Source organism: Microbacterium sp. Root322 (assembly GCF_001425645.1).
In the GTDB taxonomy this organism is placed as follows: domain Bacteria; phylum Actinomycetota; class Actinomycetes; order Actinomycetales; family Microbacteriaceae; genus Microbacterium; species Microbacterium maritypicum.
In genome coordinates this window covers 511,615-532,870 of the sequence record NZ_LMCS01000001.1, presented here as the reverse complement: position 1 = coordinate 532,870, position 21,256 = coordinate 511,615, and the positions used below count along the sequence as shown (strand labels likewise).

Genomic DNA, 21,256 nt, shown 5'->3' with positions numbered 1-21,256 from the left:
GTCCTCCGCGGCCTCTCGAACCGAGGCGCACGCCCGGGCGTGGCGCACGGTTTCGATAGCCTGGAGCCATGACTGATCCGTCCCTTCCGGAGGTCGTCCGCATCGCGAGCGACCTGATCCGATTCGACACGTCCAACTACGGCGGAGGAAACGCGAAGGGCGAGCGCGAGGCCGCGCAGTACGTCGGGGCCTACTTGGAGGAGCTGGGGCTCGAAGTCGAGTACTACGAGCCGATCCCGCGGCGCACGAACGTGATGGCACGCGTGCCAGGACGCGACAGGGACAAGCCCGCGCTCGTCGTGCACGGCCACCTCGACGTCGTGCCGGCCATGGCCGAAGACTGGAGCGTCGACCCCTTCGCCGGCCTCGTGCAAGACGGGATGCTGTGGGGACGCGGCGCCGTGGACATGAAGAACATGAATGCGATGATCCTGACGTCGGTGGCGGAGATCCTTCGCGCGGGCGAACGACCGGAGCGGGATCTGGTGCTGGCCTTCTTCGCCGACGAGGAGAACGGCGGCGTCGAAGGCTCGGCACTGGTCGTGCAGAATCGCCCGGAGTGGTTCGAGGGGGCGACGGCGGCGATCAGCGAGGTCGGCGGCTACTCGATCACGGTCGACGACCGACGCGCCTACCTGTTGCAGGTGGGGGAGAAGGCCCTGATCTGGATCCGGCTGGTGGCGAAGGGGCGCGCGGGTCACGGCAGCCGTCTGCACGACGACAACGCGGTCACGAAGCTCGCAGAAGCCGTCGCGGCGATCGGCCGTACGCGCTGGCCGATCCGGCTGACGTCGACCACGAGAGCCCTGCTCGAAGGACTGAGCGCCCTGAGCGGACGCAGCGTCGATGATCCCGATGCCCTCGCCTCCGCCGCTGGCCCCGCCGAGGCCTTCCTGCGGTCCTCGTTCCGCACGACGACGAACCCGACCGCGCTGACCGCCGGCTACAAGCACAACGTGATCCCCGAGCGCGCAGAAGCGCTCATCGACGTGCGGGTGATCCCCGGGACCGAGGACGACGTCCTGGCTGAGCTCCAGCAGATCGTCGGCGACGAGATCATCATCGAGACGGTCGTCCGGGACATCGGCATGGAGACGCCGTTCGAAGGCGAGCTCGTCGAAGCGATGGTCGCCAGCATCGGTCGACACGATCCCGGCGTGCCGGTCATCCCGTATCTTCTCGGGGCCGGCACCGACAACAAGGCGCTGGCATACCTGGGCATCACCGGCTACGGCTTCGCCCCGTTGAAGCTCCCCGCCGACCTCGACTTCACAGGCATGTTCCACGGAGTCGATGAGCGAGTACCCGTAGACTCGCTTGTCTTCGGCCAGCGGGTGCTGACCGATCTGCTGCGCACGTACTGAGCGTCGCGCGCTCCGTGCCTCCTCCGAACTGAAAGCTCTCCATGCACCTGCTCGAAGCACTGATCCTCGGTGTGGTCCAGGGACTCACCGAGTTCCTTCCGATCTCCTCCAGCGCTCACCTGCGCATCCTCGGCACGTTCCTGCCGTCGGGTGAAGACCCGGGTGCGGCGTTCACCGCGATCACCCAGATCGGCACAGAGGCCGCGGTGGTGGTGTTCTTCTGGCGCGACATCGTGCGCATCGTGACGCAGTGGTTCCGGTCGCTGGTCGGCAAGGCTCCGCGCAACGATCCGGATGCCAGGATGGGCTGGCTGATCATCATCGGCAGCATCCCGATCGTGGTCCTGGGGCTGCTGTTCCAGGACCAGATCGAGACCGTGCTGCGGTCGATGTGGATCGTCGCGGTGATGCTGATCGTCTTCGGAATCCTGCTCGGCGTCGCCGATTACGTGGGGGCGAAGCGCCGCAAGCTCGACGACCTCACCTACCCGCACGGCATCGCTTTCGGTTTCGCGCAGGCGCTGGCGCTGATCCCGGGTGTCTCCCGCTCGGGCGGCACCATCACGATGGGGCTCTTCCTCGGCTACGAGCGTGCCGCTGCGGCGCGCTATGCGTTCCTGCTCGCGATCCCCGCGGTGTTCGGCAGCGGCTTCTACCAGGTCTTCAAGAGCTGGGGCGAGCCGTCGTTCTTCTCCTTCGGCGACACGCTCGCCGCGACCGGGATCGCATTCGTCGTGGCGCTCGGGGTGATCGCGTTCTTCATGAACTGGATCTCGAAGCGCAGCTTCCTGCCCTTCGTGATCTACCGCATCCTGCTCGGCACCGTCCTGCTGGTCCTGCTCGGCACCGGTGTGATCGCGGCCTGAGCCGGGCTCAGCGTTTGCGGTCGCCAGGGCCGTCGTCTCGGCGGCGCAGGTAGCGCTCGAACGCCTGGGCAATCGCGTCGCCTGATGCCTCGGGGGAGTCCCACGTGTCGCGGGTGCGCTCGAGCTGACGGATGTACTCCGCCATGTCCTCGTCCTCGGAGGCTGCGGCGTCGATCGAGGCCTCCCAGGTCGCGGCCTCGGTGCGCAGCGTCTGGCGATCGACGTCCAGGCCGGTGAGCTCCTCGAGGCGGTCCAGCAGCGCCAGTGTCACCTTCGGCGAAGGGGTCGCCGAGGCGACGTAGTGCGGCACGCTCGCCCACAGACTGGCCGTGGGGATGCCCGCGTTCTCGGCGAAGTGCTCGAAGACGGTGAGGATGCCGACCGGACCCTCGTACAGCGAGCGCTCGAGGCCGTGCGCCTCGCGCACCTGCTCGTTCTGGCTCGAGGCGAAGATCGATATCGGTCGGGTGTGCGGGACATCGGCCAGCATCGCCCCGAGAGTCACGAGACCGGTGATGTCGTCGCGGAGAGCGATGTCGATGAACTCGGAGGCGAAGGCCTGCCAGGTGCGCGCAGGTTCGGCGCCCGTGAGCAACCAGAACTCGGGCCCGGGCGCAGGATCGCGCGGACGCCACAGTCCGGCCTCCGGCCACGTCAGCTGGCGGCGGCCCTCGGCATCCATCCGCGTCGAGGGACGCGTGTACTGGTAGTCGAAGTACAGCTCAGGGTCGACGGAGTGCACGAGGTCGTACTCCGACGATGAGCGCAGCGCCTCGATGGCGCTGCTGGCCGCTTCACCCGCATCGTTCCAGCCGTCGAAGGCGGCGATGACGATGCGCGGACCGAGAACATCCATCGAGGGCTCCCTTCGAGATCGCGGTCGTGATCCTTCCAGGCTAGTCCGCGAAGGCGGGATGCGGGCGGCACCACGGCTACCATGGGTTCAGTGAGCAGAAAGCCCAGCGCGGTCCTTTGGGACATGGACGGAACACTCGTCGACACCGAACCGTATTGGATGGCCGCCGAGACGGCGCTGGTCGAATCGTTCGGAGGTTCCTGGACCCACGAGGATGCGCTGCAGCTGGTCGGAAGCGGATTGCTCGACAGCGCGGTGATCCTGCAGAACGCCGGCGTCGCGATGGAGCCCGAGGCGATCGTGTCCCACCTGACCGACGTCGTGCAGGAATCGCTGCGCACGCAGGGCGTCCCGTTCCGCCCCGGCGCCCGCGAGCTCCTCCGTGACCTCCGCGAGGCGGGGATCCCCACAGGCCTGGTGACCATGTCGCTGCGTCGCATGGCGCTCAACGTCGTCGAGCTCATCGAGTTCGAGGCCTTCGACATCGTCGTCGCCGGCGATGACGTCGACAACCCCAAGCCCCACCCCGAGCCCTACCTGCAGGCGGCCGCGCTTCTGGACGTCGACATCGCCGAGGTGATCGTCATCGAGGATTCGCCGACCGGCGTGCGCGCCGGCCTCGCCTCCGGGGCGCTGACCCTCGCGGTTCCCCACATCGTGCCCCTCGACCACCTCGGTGCCCACGAGCTGTGGTCCACCCTCGCCGGCAGGGGCGCCGACGATCTCACCGATCTCTTCGACAGCAACACCGCCGTGACAGGAGCCACCCGATGACCGATTCCCGCGTACAGCGGCCGAGCGGTCCGTTCCGTGCGGGCGATCGCGTACAGCTGACCGGGCCGAAAGGCCGACTGCACACCGTGACGCTCCGCGAAGACGGTGAGCTCCACACGCACCAGGGCGTGCTTCGTCATCGCGACCTCATCGGGCTTCCCGACGGCTCCGTCGTGGCCAACAGCTCCGGGCACGACTACCTGGCGCTGCGGCCTCTGCTGCGGGACTTCGCGATGTCGATGCCCCGCGGCGCGGCGATCGTGTATCCCAAGGACGCGGCCCAGATCGTGATGCAGGCCGACATCTTCCCTGGGTCGGTGGTGGTCGAGGCCGGCGTCGGCTCCGGCGCGCTCTCCCTCTCGCTCCTGCGCGCCGTGGGCCCGGCCGGGAAGCTGATCTCCTTCGAGCGTCGCGAGGACTTCGCCGATGTCGCCCGCGGAAACGTGGAGACCTTCTTCGGTGAGCACCCGGACACCTGGCGCGTCGTCGTGGGCGATCTCGTCGAGGCCCTGCCGAACGAGGTGGCCCCGGCCTCCGTCGACCGCGTGGTGCTCGACATGCTCGCGCCGTGGGAATGCATGGATGTCGTGGCCGACGCCCTCACCCCCGGCGGCGTCGTGCTCTGCTACGTGGCGACCGCGACCCAGCTCTCCCGTGTGGCGGAGTACATCCGCGGCACGGGACTCTTCACCGACCCCGACGCCTCCGAGACGATGGTCCGCGGCTGGCACGTCGAGGGGCTCGCCGTGCGCCCTGATCACCGGATGGTCGCGCACACCGGGTTCCTCCTCACGGCCCGCCGACTCGCTCCCGGTGCCATCGCGCCGTCGGTGAAGCGGCGTGCGTCCAAGAGCAGCTACGGCGATGAGGACGTGGAGGCGTGGACGCCCGGCGCCGTCGGTGACCGTGAGATCAGCGACAAGAACCTCCGCAAACGCGCACGAGAAGCGGAGAAGGCGGCCGAAGGGGCGCGCCTTGCCGCCGCATCGCGCGATTCCGGGCACGCGACGGAATAGACTGGAGCGCGTGCGTAAAACGTCCGCCGTTCTGGCATCCCTCAGCCTCGCCGTCCTCGCCCTGACGGGCTGCACCGCGACAGCATCCGACGGTGTCGCCGCGTGCGACCGCGGCGGCAACGACAAGATCCTGAACGTCGCCGACGTGAGCGGTGACCTCGGCTCCGTCCCCGATGTCGACGTCTTCGGACCGGTCAAGACCGACAAGACCTCGTTCGCCGACGTCACCGTCGGAGACGGTCTGGCACTGGGATCGGACTTCCAGCCCGTGGTGCTGGACATCGCCTTCTACGGCGGAGACAGCGGCAAGGCGCTCTACCAGTCCGAGTTCAACGGCGACCAGAGCCGCGTGCACAGCATCGACTACTGGGCTCAGCGTTCTGCGGGTCTCGCGGACGTTCTCGAGTGCGCCACCGGTGGCAGCCGTGTCCTCGCCGTCCTGACTCCGGAGGACTTCGGGGCCCAGAACGTCCAGGCTTTCGGTCTCGACAAGGGCGAGAACATCGTCGCGGTCATCGATGTGCTCGATGTCATGCCGGCGAAGGCATCCGGTGCACTGCAGTTCAACGACGCACGCGGCCTTCCCAGCGTCGTCCGCGCCCCCGACGGCACTCCCGGCATCATCATCCCCGATGTTCCCGCGCCGACCGAGATCGTGACGCAGACGCTCATCAAGGGCGATGGCCCGAAGGTGAAGGAGGGCGACATCGTCGTCTCCAACATCATGGGTGTCGGCTGGGACGACAAGACGGTCACCACGAGCTCGTGGGGCAAGGACGCGAGCGTGAGCGTGGCCGCCGAGCAGCTCGTGGGCGCGACCGTCGGGTCGCAACTGCTCGTCGTCTTCCCCGCTGCCGAAAGCGCTCCCGCCACGGCGATCGTCGTCGACATCCTGGGCGCAGTGACGGCGCCCACGCAGTGATGGCCGCCCGTATCCCCGCGGAGGAGCGCCTGACGAATCTCGTCGTGGCGCTGATGGCCACGGAGATCGGGCTGACCAAGCAGCAGATCCTCGACAACGTCTCCGGGTATCGGCAGCGCGCAGAGGCGGGCACCCGATCGGACGCCCTGGAGAAGATGTTCGAGCGGGACAAGGACGAGCTGCGCTCGCTCGGGGTACCCATCGAGACCATCGGGGACGCTGCGGATCCGAACGACCTCCGCGAAGCGCGCTACCGCATTCCCCAGGCGGAATACGATCTCCCCAGCGACATCGAGTTCTCGCCTGCCGAGCTGGCAGTGCTCCAGCTCGCAGGAAGCGTCTGGAGCGCCGAATCGGTCTCCGGGGACGCCCAGTCAGGTGTCCGCAAGATCCGTGCTCTCGGGATCGACGGCGACGAGCCGATCATCGGTTTCGCCCCTCGCATCACGGCCAGGGATGCCGCGTTCTCTCCGTTGCAGGATGCGATCGAACGATCCCGAGTGGTCGCCTTCGACTACCTGAAGCCCGGCGAGGACGCCCCTCGCCGGCGCCGCGTCCGCCCGCTGGCGCTGGTCGACTACGAGGCACGGTGGCATGTCTTCGGCGTCGACGTCGATGCAGAGGAGGACCGCACCTTCCTGCTCAGTCGGATCGTCGGGGATGTGCGGGTGAGCTCCCAGAGCTTCGACCCCGCCCTGCGCGACGGTGCGGGGGATCGCGCACTCGCAGGGTTGGAACGGGTCGCGTCCGAGAACTCTGCTCTCCTGGAGATCACCCCGGGTACGGAGGCCGCACTGCGCCTGGGCCGAAGGGCCACATCAGCTCCTCAGGGCATCAACGTGCCCTTCGTGGACCTGCACATCCTCGCGGACGAACTCGCCTCGTACGGTCCGGAGGTTCGCGTGGTCGAGCCCGCACCGTTGCGCGACGCCGTGATCGCGCGTCTTCGCGCCGTCGCCGAGCTGCACACCGACGAGGAGGAGGCGAGATGACCGCCAAATCGAAGCCGTTGCTCGCCGCCGACCGGGTGCGGTTGTACCTGACCCTTGTTCCTTATGTGCTCGAGCACGGACAGGTGTCCCTCGAAGAGGCCGCGGCGGAGTTCGGCGTCACGTCGCAGGAGATGCGCGGCATGGTCGAGAAGCTCACCGTCATCGGGCTTCCCGGTGAAGACGGCTATTGGCAGCAGCCGCAGGAGATGTTCGACATCAACTGGGACCTCCTGGACCTCGAAGACGTCATCGAGATCACCAACGATGTCGCCCTGCGTCGTGTGCCGCGCTTCACCGCGCGGGAGGCGGCCGCCCTGCTCGCAGGACTGCAGATGGTGGCCGCGGTTCCCGCCGTCTCGGACTCGGGCCTGGTGGCCGGGCTGATCTCGAAGCTCTCGCGTGGCGCTGCCGACGCGCCCGCCGACGTGGTCGTCGCGCCCAGCGCCGTCGACGAGGTTCGTGAAGCGGTGGCTCGAGGCCTGCACGAAGGTGTCGCGATCGCCTTCACGTATCAGGCTCCCGATGCCGCGCCGACGACGCGCACCGTCGATCCGATGCAGATCCTGATCACGAACGGACAGTGGTATCTGCAGGGGTGGTGCCACCTCCGGCAGGCGATGCGCACCTTCCACCTCGACCGGGTGAGCGCACCGACGCTGACAGAGATCCCGATCACCCACAGCGGAGATCAGGTTCCGGAGGCGTTCGCCGGACTCGACGAGGAGCGCGAGGTGACGGTGCGCGTCGCCGAGCGTCTCGCACCCCTGCTCAGCGGATTCGTGCCCACCGGGGCGACTGAGGCGGTCGACGGCGCAGTGACCACTCGGCTGCATCTCGCCGACCCGCGCGGCATCAAGCGGCTCGCGGCGCGCTTCGGGGGAGCCATGGAGGTCCTGGAACCGGGTGTAGCCCGCGCGGCGACCAGGGAGTGGGCAGCCGCAGGACTCGCCCTCTATCGCCAACCCGAAGCAAAGGTTTGATCTGTAGACTGGATCGAACGCTCACCGACGACGGGAAACCTGACATGTTCGCTGGAATGCAAGGCTGGCACCTGCTTATCGTGCTGGCAGTGATCCTCCTTCTTTTCGGTGCGGCGAAGCTGCCGGCCCTCGCCAAGAGCATGGGTCAGTCCGCCCGCGTGTTCAAGGGCGAGATGAAGGCGATGAAGGACGATGACGCCGCTCGCACCGAGTCCGCAGCCGTCGACCCGACCACGGTGAAGGACTCGGGCATCGACCCTGAGACTCCGCCCCGCGCCTGACCGGCCGTGGCAGCCATCGAACCGACCGTGATGCCGAAGGCGGATCGGGATCGACGGATGTCGCTCGGCGCGCATCTCGTCGAACTGCGCAAGCGCCTCATGTTCGCTGCGCTCGCTCTCGTGGTCGGCATGGTCATCGCCTTTCTCGTGGCTGACCCGATCATCAACTTCATCACCGAACCGGTGCGCATCATCGCCGAGAAGCGCGGAGACGACTTCAGCGCGCTCAACTTCGGAACCATCACCTCGGCGTTCGACATGCGCATGCGCATCGCGTTCTCCATCGGCATCTTCCTGTCGGCTCCGGTCTGGCTGTGGCAGGTCTGGGCGTTCATCATGCCCGGCCTCACTCGCAAAGAGGTCAGGTACACGATCGGTTTCGTCGTGGCTGCGGTTCCGCTTTTCTTCGCCGGCTGCTACCTCGGGGTGATGATCATGCCCCACATCATCGAGCTCATGTGGAGCTTCACCCCGGCCGGAGCGACGAACCTCTACTCCGCCCAGGAGTACTACGACTTCATCTTCAAGCTGATGATCGTGATCGGCATCTCGTTCGTGCTGCCGGTGTTCCTGGTCGCTCTCAACCTCGCCGGCGTCATGTCGGGTCGAGCGATCCTCAAGGGATGGCGGGTCGCCATCATCATCGCAACGGTGTTCGCCGCTCTCGCGACGCCGGCCGCCGACGTCGTCAGCATGCTCATGCTCGCGGGCATCCTGATCGTCCTCTTCTTCGCCGCCGCGGGTCTCTCCCTGATCTTCGATCGACGCAAACGCAAACGCGACGAGGCATCAGGGCTTCTGCCGGATCCGGCATGAGTTCGCCCTCGGAGAGGTACGCGCGCGCGCAGGAGGCAGTGGAGCACCCGCAGTCCACAGCGTTCGCGGCGTTGCAGAAGTTCCAGCTCGACCCCTTCCAGGTCGCAGGGTGCCACGCGCTCGAGAGCGGACGCAGCGTACTGGTCGCAGCCCCCACGGGTGCGGGAAAGACCATCGTCGGTGAGTTCGCGATCCACCTCGCGATGCAGACCGCGAGCGACAAGGCGTTCTACACGACGCCGATGAAGGCGCTCTCCAATCAGAAGTTCAGAGAGCTGGTCGACGTCTACGGAGCCGATCAGGTGGGTCTGCTCACCGGCGACACCAACATCAACGGCAACGCCCGCATCGTCGTGATGACCACCGAAGTCCTGCGCAACATGATCTACGCCGACTCCTCGGCGCTGCGGGACCTGCGCTACGTCATCATGGACGAGGTCCACTACCTCGCCGACCGCTTCCGCGGTGCGGTGTGGGAAGAGGTCATCATCCACCTGCCGGCGCGTGTGCGCCTGGTCTCCTTGAGCGCCACCGTGTCCAACGCCGAGGAGTTCGGTGATTGGCTGGACACCGTGCGCGGCGACACCGAGGTGATCGTCTCCGAGATCCGGCCTGTGCCGCTGGAGCAGCACGTGCTCGTCCGCGACGACCTCCTGCCGCTCTTCGACGATCGTGCCGGCCCGGCCACCGCGCAGGTGAACCAGGAGCTGATGCGTATCCGCTCCTCTACGGGCACGACATACGAGAACAACCGTCAGGCGCAGTCCTACCGCAGCGACCGCCACGCCGGTCGTCAGGCGAAGCGGCCTCAGCGAGGCGGACGTCGTCCGGTACGCGCCGCCAACGCACGCCGGATCGAGCGGATGGATCGCCCCGACGTCGTGCGACTTCTGGAGCGGGCGAATCTGCTCCCGGCGATCTTCTTCATCTTCAGTCGGGTCGGGTGCGAGGCCGCCGTGCAGCAGGTGCGTCGGGCAGGGATCCGGCTCACCTCGAACGAGGAGCGTTCCGAGATCCGCGCCATCGTCGAGGAGCGCACGCGCACCCTCCAGGAGGAAGACCTCGGCGTGCTCGGCTACTGGGAGTGGCTCGACAACCTCGAGCGCGGCGTCGCATCGCACCACGCGGGGTTGCTGCCCGCGTTCAAGGAAGTCGTCGAGGAGCTCTATCAGCGCAAGCTCGTGAAGGTCGTCTTCGCCACCGAGACGCTCGCGCTCGGGATCAACATGCCGGCGCGAACGGTCGTGCTCGAGAAGATGGAGAAGTTCAACGGCGAGGCCCGTGTCGCCATCACCTCGGGGGAATACACACAGCTCACCGGGCGCGCCGGGCGTCGAGGCATCGACGTCGAAGGTCACGCCGTGGTGCAGTGGACCGAGGGCATGGATCCGCAGGCGGTCGCGGCGCTCGCTTCCCGCAGGACGTATCCGCTGAATTCGAGCTTCCGCCCCACGTACAACATGGCCGTGAACCTGATCGACATGTTCGGCAAGGTCAGGGCCCGGCAGATCCTGGAATCGTCGTTCGCGCAGTTCCAAGCGGACCGTGCCGTCGTCGGGCTGGCGCGTCAGGTGCGCGAGGCCGAGGAGTCTCTGGCCGGCTACCAGAGCGCGATGGCATGCGAGCACGGAGATTTCCCCGAGTACGCGGCCATCCGGCGCGAGCTGAGCGACCTCGAGAAGAAGAACCGACAGGATTCGAACGCGCCACGTGCGTCGCGCGACAAGCGCATGAAGCGCATGCAGTCGTTGCGCACGCAGATGCAGCGCCACCCCTGCCACCGCTGTCCCGATCGTGAAGCTCACGCGCGGTGGGCGGAGCGCTATTGGAAGCTCAAGCGCCAGAACGACCGGATCCGTCGTCAAATCGAGACGCGCACCGGTTCCGTCGCGCGCGTCTTCGACCGTGTCATCGAGGTGCTGGAGACGCTCGACTACATCGTGGACGACGGCGAGGAGACCAATCTGACCGAGGCCGGACGCACCATGCGCCGTATCTACGGTGAACGCGATCTGCTGGTCGCCGAGTCCCTGCGCCAAGGCCTCTGGGCCGGTCTCGACGCCCCCTCACTCGCCGCCATGGCGTGCTGCCTGGTGTACGAGCCCCGCCGCGACGAAGCGAATGCGGGGGAGCGGGGTCTGCCGCGCGGTGCCTTCCGCGCCGCGTACGAGAAGACGACGACGCTGTGGGCCGAGCTCGATGATCTGGAGCAGGACCATCACCTTCCCGGCAGCGAGCCGTTGGCGGCCGGGCTCGCAGGGGCGATGCACTCGTGGGCGCGCGGCGGAATGCTCGACCGGGTGCTGATCGACGCCGACATGGCGGCCGGTGACTTCGTGCGCTGGGCGAAGCAGACGATCGACCTGCTGGATCAGCTCTCGATCGTGGCGGAGGACGCCACGATCGCGCGGACCGCGCGGGCCGCGCTCGACGGCGTGCGCCGGGGCATCGTCGCCTACTCCTCGATGTGAGATGGATGCGATGACCGACAAACGAGCGCCCCAGCGCGCCCTCCTGCCTCTGTGGGCCGCTGTGCTCTCCGCCGGACTCGCCGCGGTGATGATGGACCTGGCCTATCCGGAGGCCGCCGTATGGATCCTCGCCTTCCCGGCGACCGCTCTCGTTCTGGTCTCACTGATCGGACGCCGTTTCGGGGGAGCGCTGCTGGTCGGAGTCGTCTACGGGATCCTGTTCTTCGGACTTCTCGTCTCCTGGACGTCGCGCTACCTGGGCCCGGTCCCGTGGGCCGCTCTCAGTGTCCTCGAGGGAGTTCTGACGGGAATCGCCCTCGTCCCGATCGCCCTCGCCTACCGGTGGCTCCCGAAGGCCTTCCCCGGGACCGCAGGACGCCTCCTGGCGCTTCCCGCTGTCGTCGCCGCCCTCTGGGTCGGCCGCGAGCTTTTCGTCGGCTCGTGGCCCTACGGGGGCTTCCCCTGGGCGCGCATCGGCATGAGTCAGGCGGAGAGCCCGCTGGCTCCGGTCTCCTCATGGGTGGGCGTCAGCGGACTCAGTTTCCTCATGGTCTTCGTCGTGGCGATGCTCATCGAGGTCGCGCGCATGCGGGCATGGCGACGGCCACTCCTCGTGATCGCGCCCGCCGCCCTCGTGGTGGTGATCCTGTTCACCCCGCTCTTTCCCACGTCTTCGAGCGGTTCCCTGCGGATCGCTGCGGTACAGGGAAACGGTCCGACCGGCTACTTCGACGACCGCGAGCCGTTCTCAGTGATCCAGGCGCAGACCGACGCGACCGCGCCTCTCTACGGCGAGGATGTCGATCTCCTGGTGTGGCCGGAGGGGTCGTTGGACGGCGACCCGTTCCAGATCGACGCCCTCGCTCGGCGGATGACTCTGCTCGCCAACCGGATCGACGCCCCGCTGCTGGCGAACGCGGCCACCGGCCGAGACGACCGATACTTCAACACGTCGATGCTGTGGAATCCCGACGGCACGGCGACACAGCTGCATGACAAGCGCCACCCGGTCCCGTTCGGCGAGTACGTGCCGGATCGCGCTTTCTTCAACGCGCTCGCTCCCGACCTCATCGGACTCATCCAGAGGGAGTACACCCCGGGCTCGAACCCTCCGCTGGTCACCGTCGAGGGTGTCCCCGTCGGTCTCGCCATCTGCTTCGACGTGATCTACGACGACGTGATCTGGCAGGGCCTGAACTCCGGCGCTGAGGTGATGGTGTTCCAGACGAACAACGCGGACTTCCGTGGCACGGACGAGAATCTCCAGCAGCTGGCCTTCGCCCGGATGCGGGCCATCGAGACGGGCCGCAGCGTGGTGAACGTCTCGACCGTCGGCACGAGCCAGATCATCCGCGCCGACGGATCGACCGTCACGAGCCTGGACGCAGATGAGGCCGGAGCGATGCTCGAGGATGTCGAGCTCCGATCCGGCCTCACAGCTGGTGTGGTGCTAGGCCCCTGGGTGCAGGCGATCCTGCTCTGGGGCGGTCTGGGCGCGCTCCTCGTCGGGTGGTGGCGCGCCAGGAGGCGCTAAGCGCCGATCTTCTCCCGGGTCGGGTCTTCGCCGGCACCGCGGCGGGCGCGGATGAAGGCGAGGCGCTCCTCGAGGAGTTCCTCGAGTTCTGCGCGGCTACGACGCTCCAGCAGCATGTCCCAGTGGGTGCGGGCAGCCTTCTCGTCGGTGACCTCGAGCGTGACGGCCTGGCCGTCGACGTTCAGGCGGGCTTCGGCGCCGCACGCGCGGCACTCCCAGGTCTGGGGCGGTTCTGCGTCCGCCGCGAACATCAGGTTCGTGACGTGGCCGCAGGTGTCACAGGTGTAGGTGGTCTCACGGCGCTCCATGAAAACGACGCCCTCTTCGCTCTGTAGGCTCTGGGCGCCGAGTCGGATGCCGCGCAGGCTGCGATCTGCCATTGTGTGGTCCTCTCGTCGCTGTCAGGTATAGCGCTCCAGCCTGTGCGCTTCATCCACGCGGCCGCCTTCTCGGCGGAACTCACAGGTTAATCCCAGCACCGGAGGTTATGGGGCGCGTCGGAGGTCAGCGGGGGATCAGCGCTTTGAGTGCCACGTCCGCGCGATCGGAGACGATTCCGTGGGCGCCGAGAGCGATGAGGCGCTGCATGTGTTCGGGCTCGTTCACCGTCCATACGTGGACTTCGACGTCATGTCGTCTGGCAGCGCGGACGAGTGCCGGTGTCATGACCTTCAGCGCACCGTAGCGCTCGGGTATCTGCAGAGCGTCGACCTCCCGGAGCACACGAGCGGGGGAGAGGCGCAGCGCCGACAGCGCCCTCAGCGCGGCGATCGTTCCGCTCCCACCGGATGTGGCGGGGCGAAGTGCCGCTCCGGACCGCAAGACCGAGGCAAGCGCGGCTCGACGGGTAGCGTCGGAGAAGCTCGTCAGGAGCACCCGGTGCGTGTGCTCGACCAGTATCGGTCCGAGCGGATCGACGGCTGCGGGGGTCTTCACATCGATGTTGAAGCGGACGTCCGGGAAGGAAGCCAGTGCCTCGGCCACCGTCAGGAGCCCGCCGTGGTCCGCGAAGAGCATCCGGAGCTCTCGGGTGCGCACCTCCCGCACGCTGCGGCTGTCGCCGACCAGCCGGGTCAGTGTCTCATCGTGGAACAGGACGACGTCGCCGTCAGCCGTGACCTGGCAGTCGGTCTCGATGTAGTCGATGCCTGCCGCATGCGCAGCGGCGAATGCCGCAGCGGAGTTCTCCCAGACGCCCGAGTCCTCGCCTGCCGCGGTGATCAGACCGCGGTGGGCGAGGACTCGGGGATGCCGCGTCTTCGAGAAGTACGGGTGCGTCACGCGCCCGGCAGCGTGTTCGTCGGGCCCTGGCCCGGCTTCGGGGTGAATGCACTGCCGATGCCCTTGAGCGCCTCGGTGAGTTCGCTCGGGATGATCCACAGCTTGTTGGACTGACCCTCGCTGATCTTCGGCAGCATCTGGAGGTACTGGTAGGCGAGGAGCTTGTCGTCCGGCTCGCCCTGATGGATCGCGCTGAAGACGTTCTGAATGGCCTCGGCCTCACCCTGCGCGCGCAGCACGGCGGCCTGCTTGTCGCCCTCTGCGCGGAGGATCTCGGCCTGGCGAGCACCTTCGGCTTCCAGGATCGCGGACTGCTTCGTTCCCTCTGCCGTCAGGATCGCGGCGCGGCGGTCACGCTCGGCGCGCATCTGCTTCTCCATGGAGTCCTGGATCGAGATGGGCGGGTCGATCGCCTTGAGCTCGACGCGACCGACGCGGATGCCCCACTTGCCTGTCGCCTCATCGAGGACGACACGGAGCTGACCGTTGATGTTGTCGCGGCTGGTGAGCGCCTCTTCGAGGTTCAGTCCACCGACGACGTTACGCAGAGTGGTGGTCGTCAGCTGCTCGACCGCGCCGAGGTAGTTCGCGATCTCGTAGGTCGCGGCGCGCGCATCGGTGACCTGGAAGTAGACGACCGTGTCGATCGACACGACGAGGTTGTCCTCGGTGATCACCGGCTGCGGCGGGAACGAGACGACCTGCTCGCGCATGTCGATCAGAGGGCGCAGGCGATCGATGAAGGGCACGAGGACGTTGAGCCCGGGGGTGAGGGTCTTGTGGTAGCGCCCGAGGCGTTCGACGACCCCCGCTGTGGCCTGCGGGATGATGCGGATCGCGCGAGCGACGGTGACCACCACGAAGATGATCACCGCGATCACGAGGACCCACAGGATCGCGGTGGGGATGAACGATGCGTCGTTCACGGGGTTCTCCTAGTCGTTGACGGGACGGACGATGGCGGTCGCGCCGTTGATCGCACTCACGGCGACCGGAGCGCCCTGGGGGATCGGCACGGGTGTGGCGGTGCGTGCGGTCCAGGTGTCGCCGTTGGCGAGCTTGACCTGACCCGAGATCTGCGTGATCTCGTGCAGCGCGATGCCGCGGAGGTCGACGAGGGCGTCGACGTTCGACTTCGTCGGATCCTCCCCGCGCCGCAGGCGCTTGAGCAGCGGCGGCCGCAGGAAGAGGATGAACAGCGCGGCCGCGGCGGCGGCGATGATCACCTGCACCCACACCGGGACGCCGATCAGGTCGGTGACCAGACCGACGACGCTGCCGAAGCTCAGCATGAGGAAGGTGAAATCCAGCGAGAGCATCTCGATGACGAGGAAGACGGCGATCAGGACCAGCCAGCCGATCCAAGCCCATTGGTCGATGAACGTGACGAATGTCGTGAAGTTGTCCATGCGGCCTCCTTTGTGGTCAACGTATCACGCGGGCGTCCGCGGATCCGGGTGCCACAGCGCGCGCTTGGTAGTGTGTGAGGGCCGTGCGATCACGGCTTTTTCACGCATCATGAGGAGTCACCGTGACCGACGTTCTTCCCGCAGGATCCCTTGACGGCAAGGTCGCCCTTGTCACCGGTTCATCGCGGGGCATCGGCGCCGACACCGTGCGCTACCTCGCCGAGGCCGGTGCCGACGTCGTCATCAACTTCCGCAACAAGGCACCGCGTGCCGAGAAGCTGGCCGCGCAGCTGCGCGAGCTCGGTCGTCGTGCGCTCGTCGTCGGTGCCGACCTGACCGACCCCGAGTCCGTCGCCGAGATGTTCGACGCCATCCGCGCGGAGTACGGGCGTCTCGACGTGCTCGTGCTCAACGCGTCCGGCGGCATGGAGTCCGGCATGGCCGAGGACTACGCACTCACCTTGAACCGCGACGCCCAGCTCAACGTTCTGAACGCGGCGACGCCGCTGCTCGGCGAAGGCGCGCGCGTGGTGTTCGTCACCAGCCACCAGGCCCACTTCATCCGGACCACGCCGACCATGCCGGAGTACGAGCCGGTGGCACTCTCCAAGCGCGCAGGAGAAGACGCGCTGCGCGAGCTCATCCCCGGCCTGGCCGCGAAGGGGATCGGGTTCACGGTCGTCTCCGGCGACATGATCGAGGGGACGATCACCGCGACGCTGCTGGAGCGGGCGAACCCGGGAGCGATCGCGGAGCGCCGGGAATCGGCGGGCAAGCTCTACAACGTTTCGGAGTTCGCGGCAGAGGTTGCCAAGGCAGCCGTCGACCCCGTGCCCGCGGACAACACGCGCCTCGTGGGTGACGTGAGCGCCTTCGCGGCCGAGTAGTACGACACAGAGAATCGGCCCCGTCCTGCATCATGCAGGACGGGGCCGATCGTGTTTCAGGCGATGAGCGTCAGCTCGCCGCTCCGCCCTGGACGGCGGAGACGAACTCCTTCGCGTCCCGACCGAGCGTGATGGCACGCACGATCTGAACGATGCCGAGCACGACCAGCGAGATGCCCAACAGGAGCCAGAACGCGAAGCCGGCGATCAGCGGCGAGAACAGGACGATGATTCCGGCGACGATGCTGAGGATCGCGTAGAGGACGGTCCAGACCCGCGACCCGTCGCTGCCGAGCAGCGTGAGGGCGACGATCCCGTCGACGATCCAGCTGACGCCGATGAAGATCACGACGACGAACGCGAGCGTGGCTGCGGCGGCGTTCAGGTTGAAGAACGCGATGACACCGGCTGCGATGTACAGCAGGCCGAGGACGATGTGGCCTACGCGGGCCCATCCTCCCTTCGCGCTCGAGAAGATGCCGAGCCCGACGTACACGAGACCGGCGACGACCAGGTACGACGCGAAGATCGCCGTCACGATGACCGCGGACTTGATGGGCCAGACGAGGAGGACGATTCCGGCGATCAGCGCGATGACGCCGGCGACCGCCAGCGTGACCCGGATCGACTTGAACAGAGACTTGGCCTCCGTGAGTGGTTCAGACATGGTGGGGAGCCCTTTCTGAGAAGATGCTGTGAGGATGCATCCTCAGGGTAGCGCTCCCGTGGTCCGGGATGGGGGAGAAGGTCCCACCCGCGTTTCGCTCCGTCACGCCGCGACTTCCGGCGACATGGCAAGATCGAGTCGTGCCCGCCGTCGACGAAGATCGCCTGCGTGAGCTCGCCGTGATGAGAAGGGTCAGAGACCGCATCGACCGCGAGTACGCCAGGCCGCTCGACGTGCAGGCTCTCGCGGACGGCGTGCACATGTCGGCCGGGCATCTGAGCCGACAGTTCCGCGAGGCCTACGGCGAATCGCCGTACTCCTACCTGATGACTCGGCGGATCGAGCGTGCGATGGCGCTGCTACGGCGCGGTGACTTGTCGGTGACAGAGGTGTGCTTCGAAGTGGGGTGCTCCTCGCTCGGCTCGTTCAGCACGAGATTCTCGGAGCTGGTCGGTGTCGCACCCAGCGTGTACCGTGAACGCGCCGCCACCGTCGAGGGGATTCCCTCGTTCCACGCCAAACAGGTGACCAGACCGATCAGGAATCGAGAAGCGCCGCGCACCGATGCGCACCTACCGTGAACACCATGAACATCCGCATCCACTACGCATTCCTTCCGCACACCGACGCCGAAGCGGCGCTCGGTTTCTACCGCGACGCGCTCGGCTTCGAGGTTCGCAACGACGTCGGCTACGACGGGCTGAGATGGGTCACGGTCGGTCCGCCCGGCCAGCCCGAGACGTCGATCGTGCTGCATCCGCCGGCAACCGACCCCGGCATCACCGACGCCGAGCGCCAGACGATCCTCGAGCTCATCGCGAAGGGCAGCTACGCGGCGCTGACGCTGGCCAGTGACGACGTCGACGCGCTGTTCGAACGCCTCGTCGAGCGCGGCGCCGACGTCGTCCAGGAGCCGATCGACCAGCCCTACGGGGTTCGCGACTGCGCGTTCCGCGACCCCGCAGGCAATCTGCTCCGTATTAACCAAGCCGCCTGATCTCTCCACCGACCACACGAAGGACGCCGATGACAACGGACGAGCACCCCGCCGACACCCACGACCTGATCCGCGTGCAGGGCGCGCGCGAGAACAATCTGAAGGACGTCAGCGTCGACATCCCGAAGCGCCGCCTCACCGTGTTCACCGGCGTGTCCGGTTCGGGGAAGAGCTCGCTCGTCTTCGACACGATCGCTGCCGAGTCGCGGCGCATGATCGACGAGACCTACAGTGCCTTCGTCCAAGGCTTCATGCCCTCGGTTCCACGACCCGACGTCGACGTCCTCGAGGGACTGACGACGGCGATCATCGTCGACCAGGAACGCCTCGGCGCGAACCCGCGATCGACCGTCGGCACCGTGACGGACGCCAACGCGATGCTGCGCATCCTGTTCAGCAAGCTCGGACAGCCCTACATCGGCGGGCCGACGGCGTTCTCGTTCAACATCCCGACCCAGAAGGCCAGCGGCGTGATGACCGGCCCGGGAGGGGCGAAGAAGATCGTGAAGGACGCGATCTATCTAGGCGGCATGTGCCCACGATGCGAAGGCAGGGGAGCGGTATCCGACATCGACCTCGCCCAGATCGTCGATGAGACGAAGTCGCTCGACGAAGGCGCCATCATGGTGCCCGGCTACACCGCCGACGGATGGATGGTGAAGGGTTTCTCCCAGTCGGGGTTCTATCCGGGCGACAAGCCGATCTCGCAGTTCACCGAGAAGCAGCGTCACCTCTTCCTCTACGGCGAGGTCACGAAGGTGAAGATCTCCGGGATCAACATGACCTATGAGGGTCTCATCCCGAAGATCACCAAGTCGATGCTGTCGAAAGACCTCGATGCGCTGCAGCCACACGTCCGCGCCTTCGTCGAGCGTGTCGCCACCTTCGCGGTCTGCCCGGAGTGCGACGGCACCCGCCTGACCGAAGGTGCGCGCTCCTCGAAGATCGAGGGGGTGAGCATCGCCGACGCATGCCGCATGCAGGTCACGGATCTGGCCGACTGGGTGCGAGGACTCGATCTTCCCGAAGCCGGCCCGCTGCTGCAGGCGCTCAGCGCCAACCTCGACGCCTTCGTCACGCTGGGGCTCGGCTACCTCAGTCTGGAACGGCCCTCCGGCACACTGTCCGGGGGAGAGGCGCAGCGCATCAAGATGCTCCGGCACCTCGGCTCTTCGCTCACCGACATCACCTACGTCTTCGACGAGCCGACGATCGGCCTGCACCCGCACGACATCCAGCGCATGAACGGGCTCCTGCTCCAGCTGCGCGACAAGGGCAACACCGTGCTGGTCGTGGAACACAAGCCCGAGACCATCGTGATCGGCGACCACGTGGTCGACCTGGGGCCTGGCGCGGGAAGCGCCGGTGGCGAGATCTGCTTCGAGGGCACGGTCGAGGGGCTGAAGGCGAGCGGCACGAAGACCGGTGAGCATCTCGACGACAGGGCACAGCTGAAAGATGCGGTGCGCTCGGGCACGGGAGCCATCGAGGTGCGAGAGGCGACCGCGAACAACCTGCAGGCCGTCGATGTCGACATCCCGACCGGCGTGCTCACGGTCGTGACGGGAGTGGCTGGCTCCGGCAAGAGCTCGCTCATCCACGGATCGGTCTCGAACCGCGAGGGTGTCGTGTCGATCGATCAAGCGGCGATCAAGGGGTCCCGCCGCAGCAACCCCGCGACCTACACGGGGCTTCTCGAGCCGATCCGCAAGGCGTTCGCGAAGGCCAACGGCGTCAAGCCCGCTCTGTTCAGCGCGAACTCCGAAGGTGCCTGCCCGTCATGCAAAGGTGCGGGCGTCATCATCACCGAGCTCGGCTTCATGGACACCATCGAGACGCCGTGCGAGGACTGCGGAGGCAAGCGCTTCCAGGTCGGCGTGCTCGAGTACAAGCTCGCGGGCAAGGACATCACCGAGGTTCTCGACCTCTCGGTCTCCGAGGCCCGGGTGCTCTTCAGTGAGGGAGAGGCCAAGCTGCCTGCGGCCGCGGCCATCCTCGGCCGGTTGGAAGACGTGGGGCTCGGGTATCTCTCGCTGGGACAGCCGCTGTCGACGCTGTCGGGTGGCGAACGTCAGCGCATCAAGTTGGCGATCCAGATGGGGGAGAAGGGGGACGTGTACGTGCTCGACGAGCCCACCACGGGCCTTCACCTGGCGGATGTCGACAAGATCCTCGGCCTCCTGGATCGACTCGTCGACGCCGGGAAGACCGTGATCGTGATCGAGCACCATCAGGCGGTCATGGCGCACGCGGATTGGATCATCGACATCGGGCCCGGAGCCGGTCACGACGGCGGCAAGGTCGTCTTCGAGGGAACACCGACAGATTTGGTATCCCAAAAATCGACGTTGACGGGGGAGCACCTAGCGGAGTACGTGAGCGGGTGATCGCGGTCGGAGTACGTCTCCACGGGCGTGCTCCGATACTCGCGCACCGCCGATGAAATCGTCACCGGCGGAGAAATGGCCGTCGACGCGGGCGATGGTTGCTTAGGTATGCGACATCACCTCCTGCGCGGTCACCGAGGTGCTCGGGCTCGACGAGTCCGCAGGCTTCCGAGCGCTGCGTAACGCGATCCTCGAAGTGCTCCTGGTTCGCGCGTTCAGGAGGCGAGTTCCGAGCGCCGCTCTCATCGTGATCTACTGGCATGCACGGCAGTTACTCGGAAAGTAGTAGAGCTTCAGTCCTGTGATCAGTAGTGCCCGACGGCTCGTGAGCGGAACGGGTCAGCGAAATTGAACGTCGGTTCGTCGCACTCCGGGGTGAAGCAGACTTCTGGGCCATCGCCGGAATAACGCGGTGTGTCATAAACGGTCTTTTCGCAACGTATGGCGTCAGTGACGCGAATGTAGGGAGGGGGCTCCGACGCCGCACCTCACTCATCAGCGCCATTGCTGAGCAACTGAGGCCCGCTTCGTACAAAGTGACTGCGTTCTAGCGAGGATCTGTGCAGGTCAGCGCGGAGAAGCAGTTGTTCGTCGATACCCTGTCGGAGTGAATCCGCTTGCGCCGTTCGACCGTCAGGACCCGTGTTGGTGTGGCTCGGGGAAGACCTATCGACTCTGTCACAAGCGGTTTGCTACCCCTCGTAGTCCTGCTGGCGCACCTGTGCCCCCAGACACCGGGGACTTCATCAGTCTGAG

The 21,256-nt window shown here is 66.9% G+C and carries 21 protein-coding genes and 1 pseudogene; 16 read left to right on the top strand and 6 right to left on the bottom strand.

Going from position 1 to position 21,256, the window contains the following annotated elements; translation table 11 throughout:
- Nucleotides 1-68: 68 nt before the first annotated feature.
- Both ASC55_RS02525 and ASC55_RS02520 read left to right on the top strand, forming a co-directional pair.
- Nucleotides 69-1,364: a M20/M25/M40 family metallo-hydrolase gene (locus ASC55_RS02525; protein ID WP_055868287.1), complete on the top strand. Its 1,296-nt coding sequence runs from the start codon at nt 69-71 to the stop codon at nt 1,362-1,364.
- Nucleotides 1,365-1,405: 41 nt separating this feature from the next.
- Complete coding sequence (locus ASC55_RS02520) at nt 1,406-2,230, top strand: undecaprenyl-diphosphate phosphatase (RefSeq protein ID WP_055868284.1); 825 nt, start codon at nt 1,406-1,408, stop codon at nt 2,228-2,230.
- A 7-nt stretch (nt 2,231-2,237) separates the two neighbouring features.
- On the opposite strand, the gene ASC55_RS02515 is transcribed toward ASC55_RS02520, so the two are convergent.
- On the bottom strand, nt 2,238-3,086 hold the full coding sequence (locus ASC55_RS02515) for a PAC2 family protein (RefSeq protein WP_055868281.1): 849 nt from the start codon (nt 3,084-3,086) through the stop codon (nt 2,238-2,240).
- A gap of 123 nt (nt 3,087-3,209) precedes the next feature.
- On the opposite strand from ASC55_RS02515, the gene ASC55_RS02510 reads away from it, so the two are divergent.
- Genes ASC55_RS02510 through lnt form a run of 9 tightly spaced genes read left to right on the top strand, consistent with a single transcriptional unit; the run spans nt 3,210 to nt 12,872 of the window.
- The gene (locus tag ASC55_RS02510) at nt 3,210-3,860 is read left to right on the top strand and encodes an HAD family hydrolase (protein ID WP_017830633.1); all 651 of its coding nucleotides are present in this window, start codon (nt 3,210-3,212) and stop codon (nt 3,858-3,860) included.
- Nucleotides 3,857-4,876, top strand: a complete 1,020-nt coding sequence (locus ASC55_RS02505; RefSeq protein ID WP_055872540.1) for a tRNA (adenine-N1)-methyltransferase — start codon at nt 3,857-3,859, stop codon at nt 4,874-4,876. Before ASC55_RS02510 ends, ASC55_RS02505 begins: the two co-directional genes overlap by 4 nt.
- Before the next feature lie 10 nt (nt 4,877-4,886).
- Nucleotides 4,887-5,798 carry a hypothetical protein gene (locus ASC55_RS02500; protein ID WP_017830631.1) on the top strand — a complete coding sequence of 304 codons (912 nt, stop codon included), beginning with the start codon at nt 4,887-4,889 and terminating at the stop codon, nt 5,796-5,798.
- Nucleotides 5,798-6,790, top strand: coding sequence for a helix-turn-helix transcriptional regulator (locus ASC55_RS02495; protein WP_055872539.1), 993 nt, complete (start codon nt 5,798-5,800; stop codon nt 6,788-6,790). Before ASC55_RS02500 ends, ASC55_RS02495 begins: the two co-directional genes overlap by 1 nt.
- Entirely contained in the window at nt 6,787-7,770 is a 984-nt protein-coding gene (locus ASC55_RS02490) for a helix-turn-helix transcriptional regulator (protein ID WP_055872538.1), read from the top strand. Before ASC55_RS02495 ends, ASC55_RS02490 begins: the two co-directional genes overlap by 4 nt.
- 44 nt (nt 7,771-7,814) lie before the next feature.
- On the top strand, nt 7,815-8,051 hold the full coding sequence (gene tatA / locus ASC55_RS02485) for a Sec-independent protein translocase subunit TatA (RefSeq protein WP_017830628.1): 237 nt from the start codon (nt 7,815-7,817) through the stop codon (nt 8,049-8,051).
- A 57-nt stretch (nt 8,052-8,108) separates the two neighbouring features.
- Nucleotides 8,109-8,867 carry a twin-arginine translocase subunit TatC gene (gene tatC / locus ASC55_RS02480; protein ID WP_031206159.1) on the top strand — a complete coding sequence of 253 codons (759 nt, stop codon included), beginning with the start codon at nt 8,109-8,111 and terminating at the stop codon, nt 8,865-8,867.
- Nucleotides 8,864-11,338, top strand: a complete 2,475-nt coding sequence (locus ASC55_RS02475) for a DEAD/DEAH box helicase (protein ID WP_055872537.1) — start codon at nt 8,864-8,866, stop codon at nt 11,336-11,338. Before tatC ends, ASC55_RS02475 begins: the two co-directional genes overlap by 4 nt.
- Before the next feature lies 1 nt (nt 11,339).
- Entirely contained in the window at nt 11,340-12,872 is a 1,533-nt protein-coding gene (lnt, locus tag ASC55_RS02470) for an apolipoprotein N-acyltransferase (RefSeq protein ID WP_055872536.1), read from the top strand.
- Here lnt and ASC55_RS02465 read toward each other — a convergent pair.
- The 4 genes from ASC55_RS02465 to ASC55_RS02450 all read right to left on the bottom strand — a co-directional run bounded on the left by ASC55_RS02465 (nt 12,869) and on the right by ASC55_RS02450 (nt 15,562).
- The gene (locus ASC55_RS02465; protein ID WP_017830624.1) at nt 12,869-13,252 is read right to left on the bottom strand and encodes an RNA polymerase-binding protein RbpA; all 384 of its coding nucleotides are present in this window, start codon (nt 13,250-13,252) and stop codon (nt 12,869-12,871) included. The genes lnt and ASC55_RS02465 overlap by 4 nt on opposite strands.
- 124 nt (nt 13,253-13,376) lie before the next feature.
- On the bottom strand, nt 13,377-14,153 hold the full coding sequence (locus tag ASC55_RS02460; RefSeq protein WP_055868250.1) for a glycerophosphodiester phosphodiesterase family protein: 777 nt from the start codon (nt 14,151-14,153) through the stop codon (nt 13,377-13,379).
- On the bottom strand, nt 14,150-15,079 hold the full coding sequence (locus tag ASC55_RS02455) for an SPFH domain-containing protein (RefSeq protein ID WP_055868247.1): 930 nt from the start codon (nt 15,077-15,079) through the stop codon (nt 14,150-14,152). Before ASC55_RS02455 ends, ASC55_RS02460 begins: the two co-directional genes overlap by 4 nt.
- Nucleotides 15,080-15,088: 9 nt before the next feature.
- The gene (locus ASC55_RS02450) at nt 15,089-15,562 is read right to left on the bottom strand and encodes an NfeD family protein (protein ID WP_017830621.1); all 474 of its coding nucleotides are present in this window, start codon (nt 15,560-15,562) and stop codon (nt 15,089-15,091) included.
- Nucleotides 15,563-15,684: 122 nt separating this feature from the next.
- Here ASC55_RS02450 and ASC55_RS02445 point away from each other — a divergent pair, with 122 nt between their 5' ends.
- Entirely contained in the window at nt 15,685-16,449 is a 765-nt protein-coding gene (locus ASC55_RS02445) for an SDR family oxidoreductase (RefSeq protein WP_055872535.1), read from the top strand.
- Nucleotides 16,450-16,519: 70 nt separating this feature from the next.
- Here ASC55_RS02445 and ASC55_RS02440 read toward each other — a convergent pair whose 3' ends face one another.
- Nucleotides 16,520-17,116: an HdeD family acid-resistance protein gene (locus tag ASC55_RS02440; protein WP_017830619.1), complete on the bottom strand. Its 597-nt coding sequence runs from the start codon at nt 17,114-17,116 to the stop codon at nt 16,520-16,522.
- Between the two features lie 182 nt (nt 17,117-17,298).
- Here ASC55_RS02440 and ASC55_RS02435 point away from each other — a divergent pair, with 182 nt between their 5' ends.
- The 4 genes and pseudogenes from ASC55_RS02435 to ASC55_RS17840 form a co-directional block, all read left to right on the top strand.
- On the top strand, nt 17,299-17,697 hold the full coding sequence (locus ASC55_RS02435) for a helix-turn-helix transcriptional regulator (protein WP_081603941.1): 399 nt from the start codon (nt 17,299-17,301) through the stop codon (nt 17,695-17,697).
- Nucleotides 17,698-17,702: 5 nt separating this feature from the next.
- Nucleotides 17,703-18,113 carry a VOC family protein gene (locus tag ASC55_RS02430; protein ID WP_055873139.1) on the top strand — a complete coding sequence of 137 codons (411 nt, stop codon included), beginning with the start codon at nt 17,703-17,705 and terminating at the stop codon, nt 18,111-18,113.
- A gap of 29 nt (nt 18,114-18,142) precedes the next feature.
- Nucleotides 18,143-20,500 carry an ATP-binding cassette domain-containing protein gene (locus ASC55_RS02425; protein WP_055872534.1) on the top strand — a complete coding sequence of 786 codons (2,358 nt, stop codon included), beginning with the start codon at nt 18,143-18,145 and terminating at the stop codon, nt 20,498-20,500.
- Between the two features lie 607 nt (nt 20,501-21,107).
- A pseudogene (locus ASC55_RS17840) lies at nt 21,108-21,185 on the top strand (SEC-C metal-binding domain-containing protein); the annotation flags it as partial.
- Nucleotides 21,186-21,256: the final 71 nt, after the last annotated feature.

Coding starts and splice junctions, on each gene's coding strand:
- ASC55_RS02490 (WP_055872538.1), top strand. CDS start 6,787: ATGACCGCCAAATCGAAGCCGTTGCTCGCCGCCGACCGGGTGCGGTTG.
- ASC55_RS02475 (WP_055872537.1), top strand. CDS start 8,864: ATGAGTTCGCCCTCGGAGAGGTACGCGCGCGCGCAGGAGGCAGTGGAG.
- ASC55_RS02450 (WP_017830621.1), bottom strand. CDS start 15,562: ATGGACAACTTCACGACATTCGTCACGTTCATCGACCAATGGGCTTGG.
- tatA (WP_017830628.1), top strand. CDS start 7,815: ATGTTCGCTGGAATGCAAGGCTGGCACCTGCTTATCGTGCTGGCAGTG.
- ASC55_RS02525 (WP_055868287.1), top strand. CDS start 69: ATGACTGATCCGTCCCTTCCGGAGGTCGTCCGCATCGCGAGCGACCTG.
- ASC55_RS02435 (WP_081603941.1), top strand. CDS start 17,299: ATGAGAAGGGTCAGAGACCGCATCGACCGCGAGTACGCCAGGCCGCTC.
- tatC (WP_031206159.1), top strand. CDS start 8,109: ATGTCGCTCGGCGCGCATCTCGTCGAACTGCGCAAGCGCCTCATGTTC.
- ASC55_RS02430 (WP_055873139.1), top strand. CDS start 17,703: ATGAACATCCGCATCCACTACGCATTCCTTCCGCACACCGACGCCGAA.
- ASC55_RS02510 (WP_017830633.1), top strand. CDS start 3,210: ATGGACGGAACACTCGTCGACACCGAACCGTATTGGATGGCCGCCGAG.
- ASC55_RS02515 (WP_055868281.1), bottom strand. CDS start 3,086: ATGGATGTTCTCGGTCCGCGCATCGTCATCGCCGCCTTCGACGGCTGG.
- ASC55_RS02440 (WP_017830619.1), bottom strand. CDS start 17,116: ATGTCTGAACCACTCACGGAGGCCAAGTCTCTGTTCAAGTCGATCCGG.
- lnt (WP_055872536.1), top strand. CDS start 11,340: ATGGATGCGATGACCGACAAACGAGCGCCCCAGCGCGCCCTCCTGCCT.
- ASC55_RS02495 (WP_055872539.1), top strand. CDS start 5,798: ATGGCCGCCCGTATCCCCGCGGAGGAGCGCCTGACGAATCTCGTCGTG.
- ASC55_RS02520 (WP_055868284.1), top strand. CDS start 1,406: ATGCACCTGCTCGAAGCACTGATCCTCGGTGTGGTCCAGGGACTCACC.
- ASC55_RS02505 (WP_055872540.1), top strand. CDS start 3,857: ATGACCGATTCCCGCGTACAGCGGCCGAGCGGTCCGTTCCGTGCGGGC.
- ASC55_RS02425 (WP_055872534.1), top strand. CDS start 18,143: ATGACAACGGACGAGCACCCCGCCGACACCCACGACCTGATCCGCGTG.
- ASC55_RS02465 (WP_017830624.1), bottom strand. CDS start 13,252: ATGGCAGATCGCAGCCTGCGCGGCATCCGACTCGGCGCCCAGAGCCTA.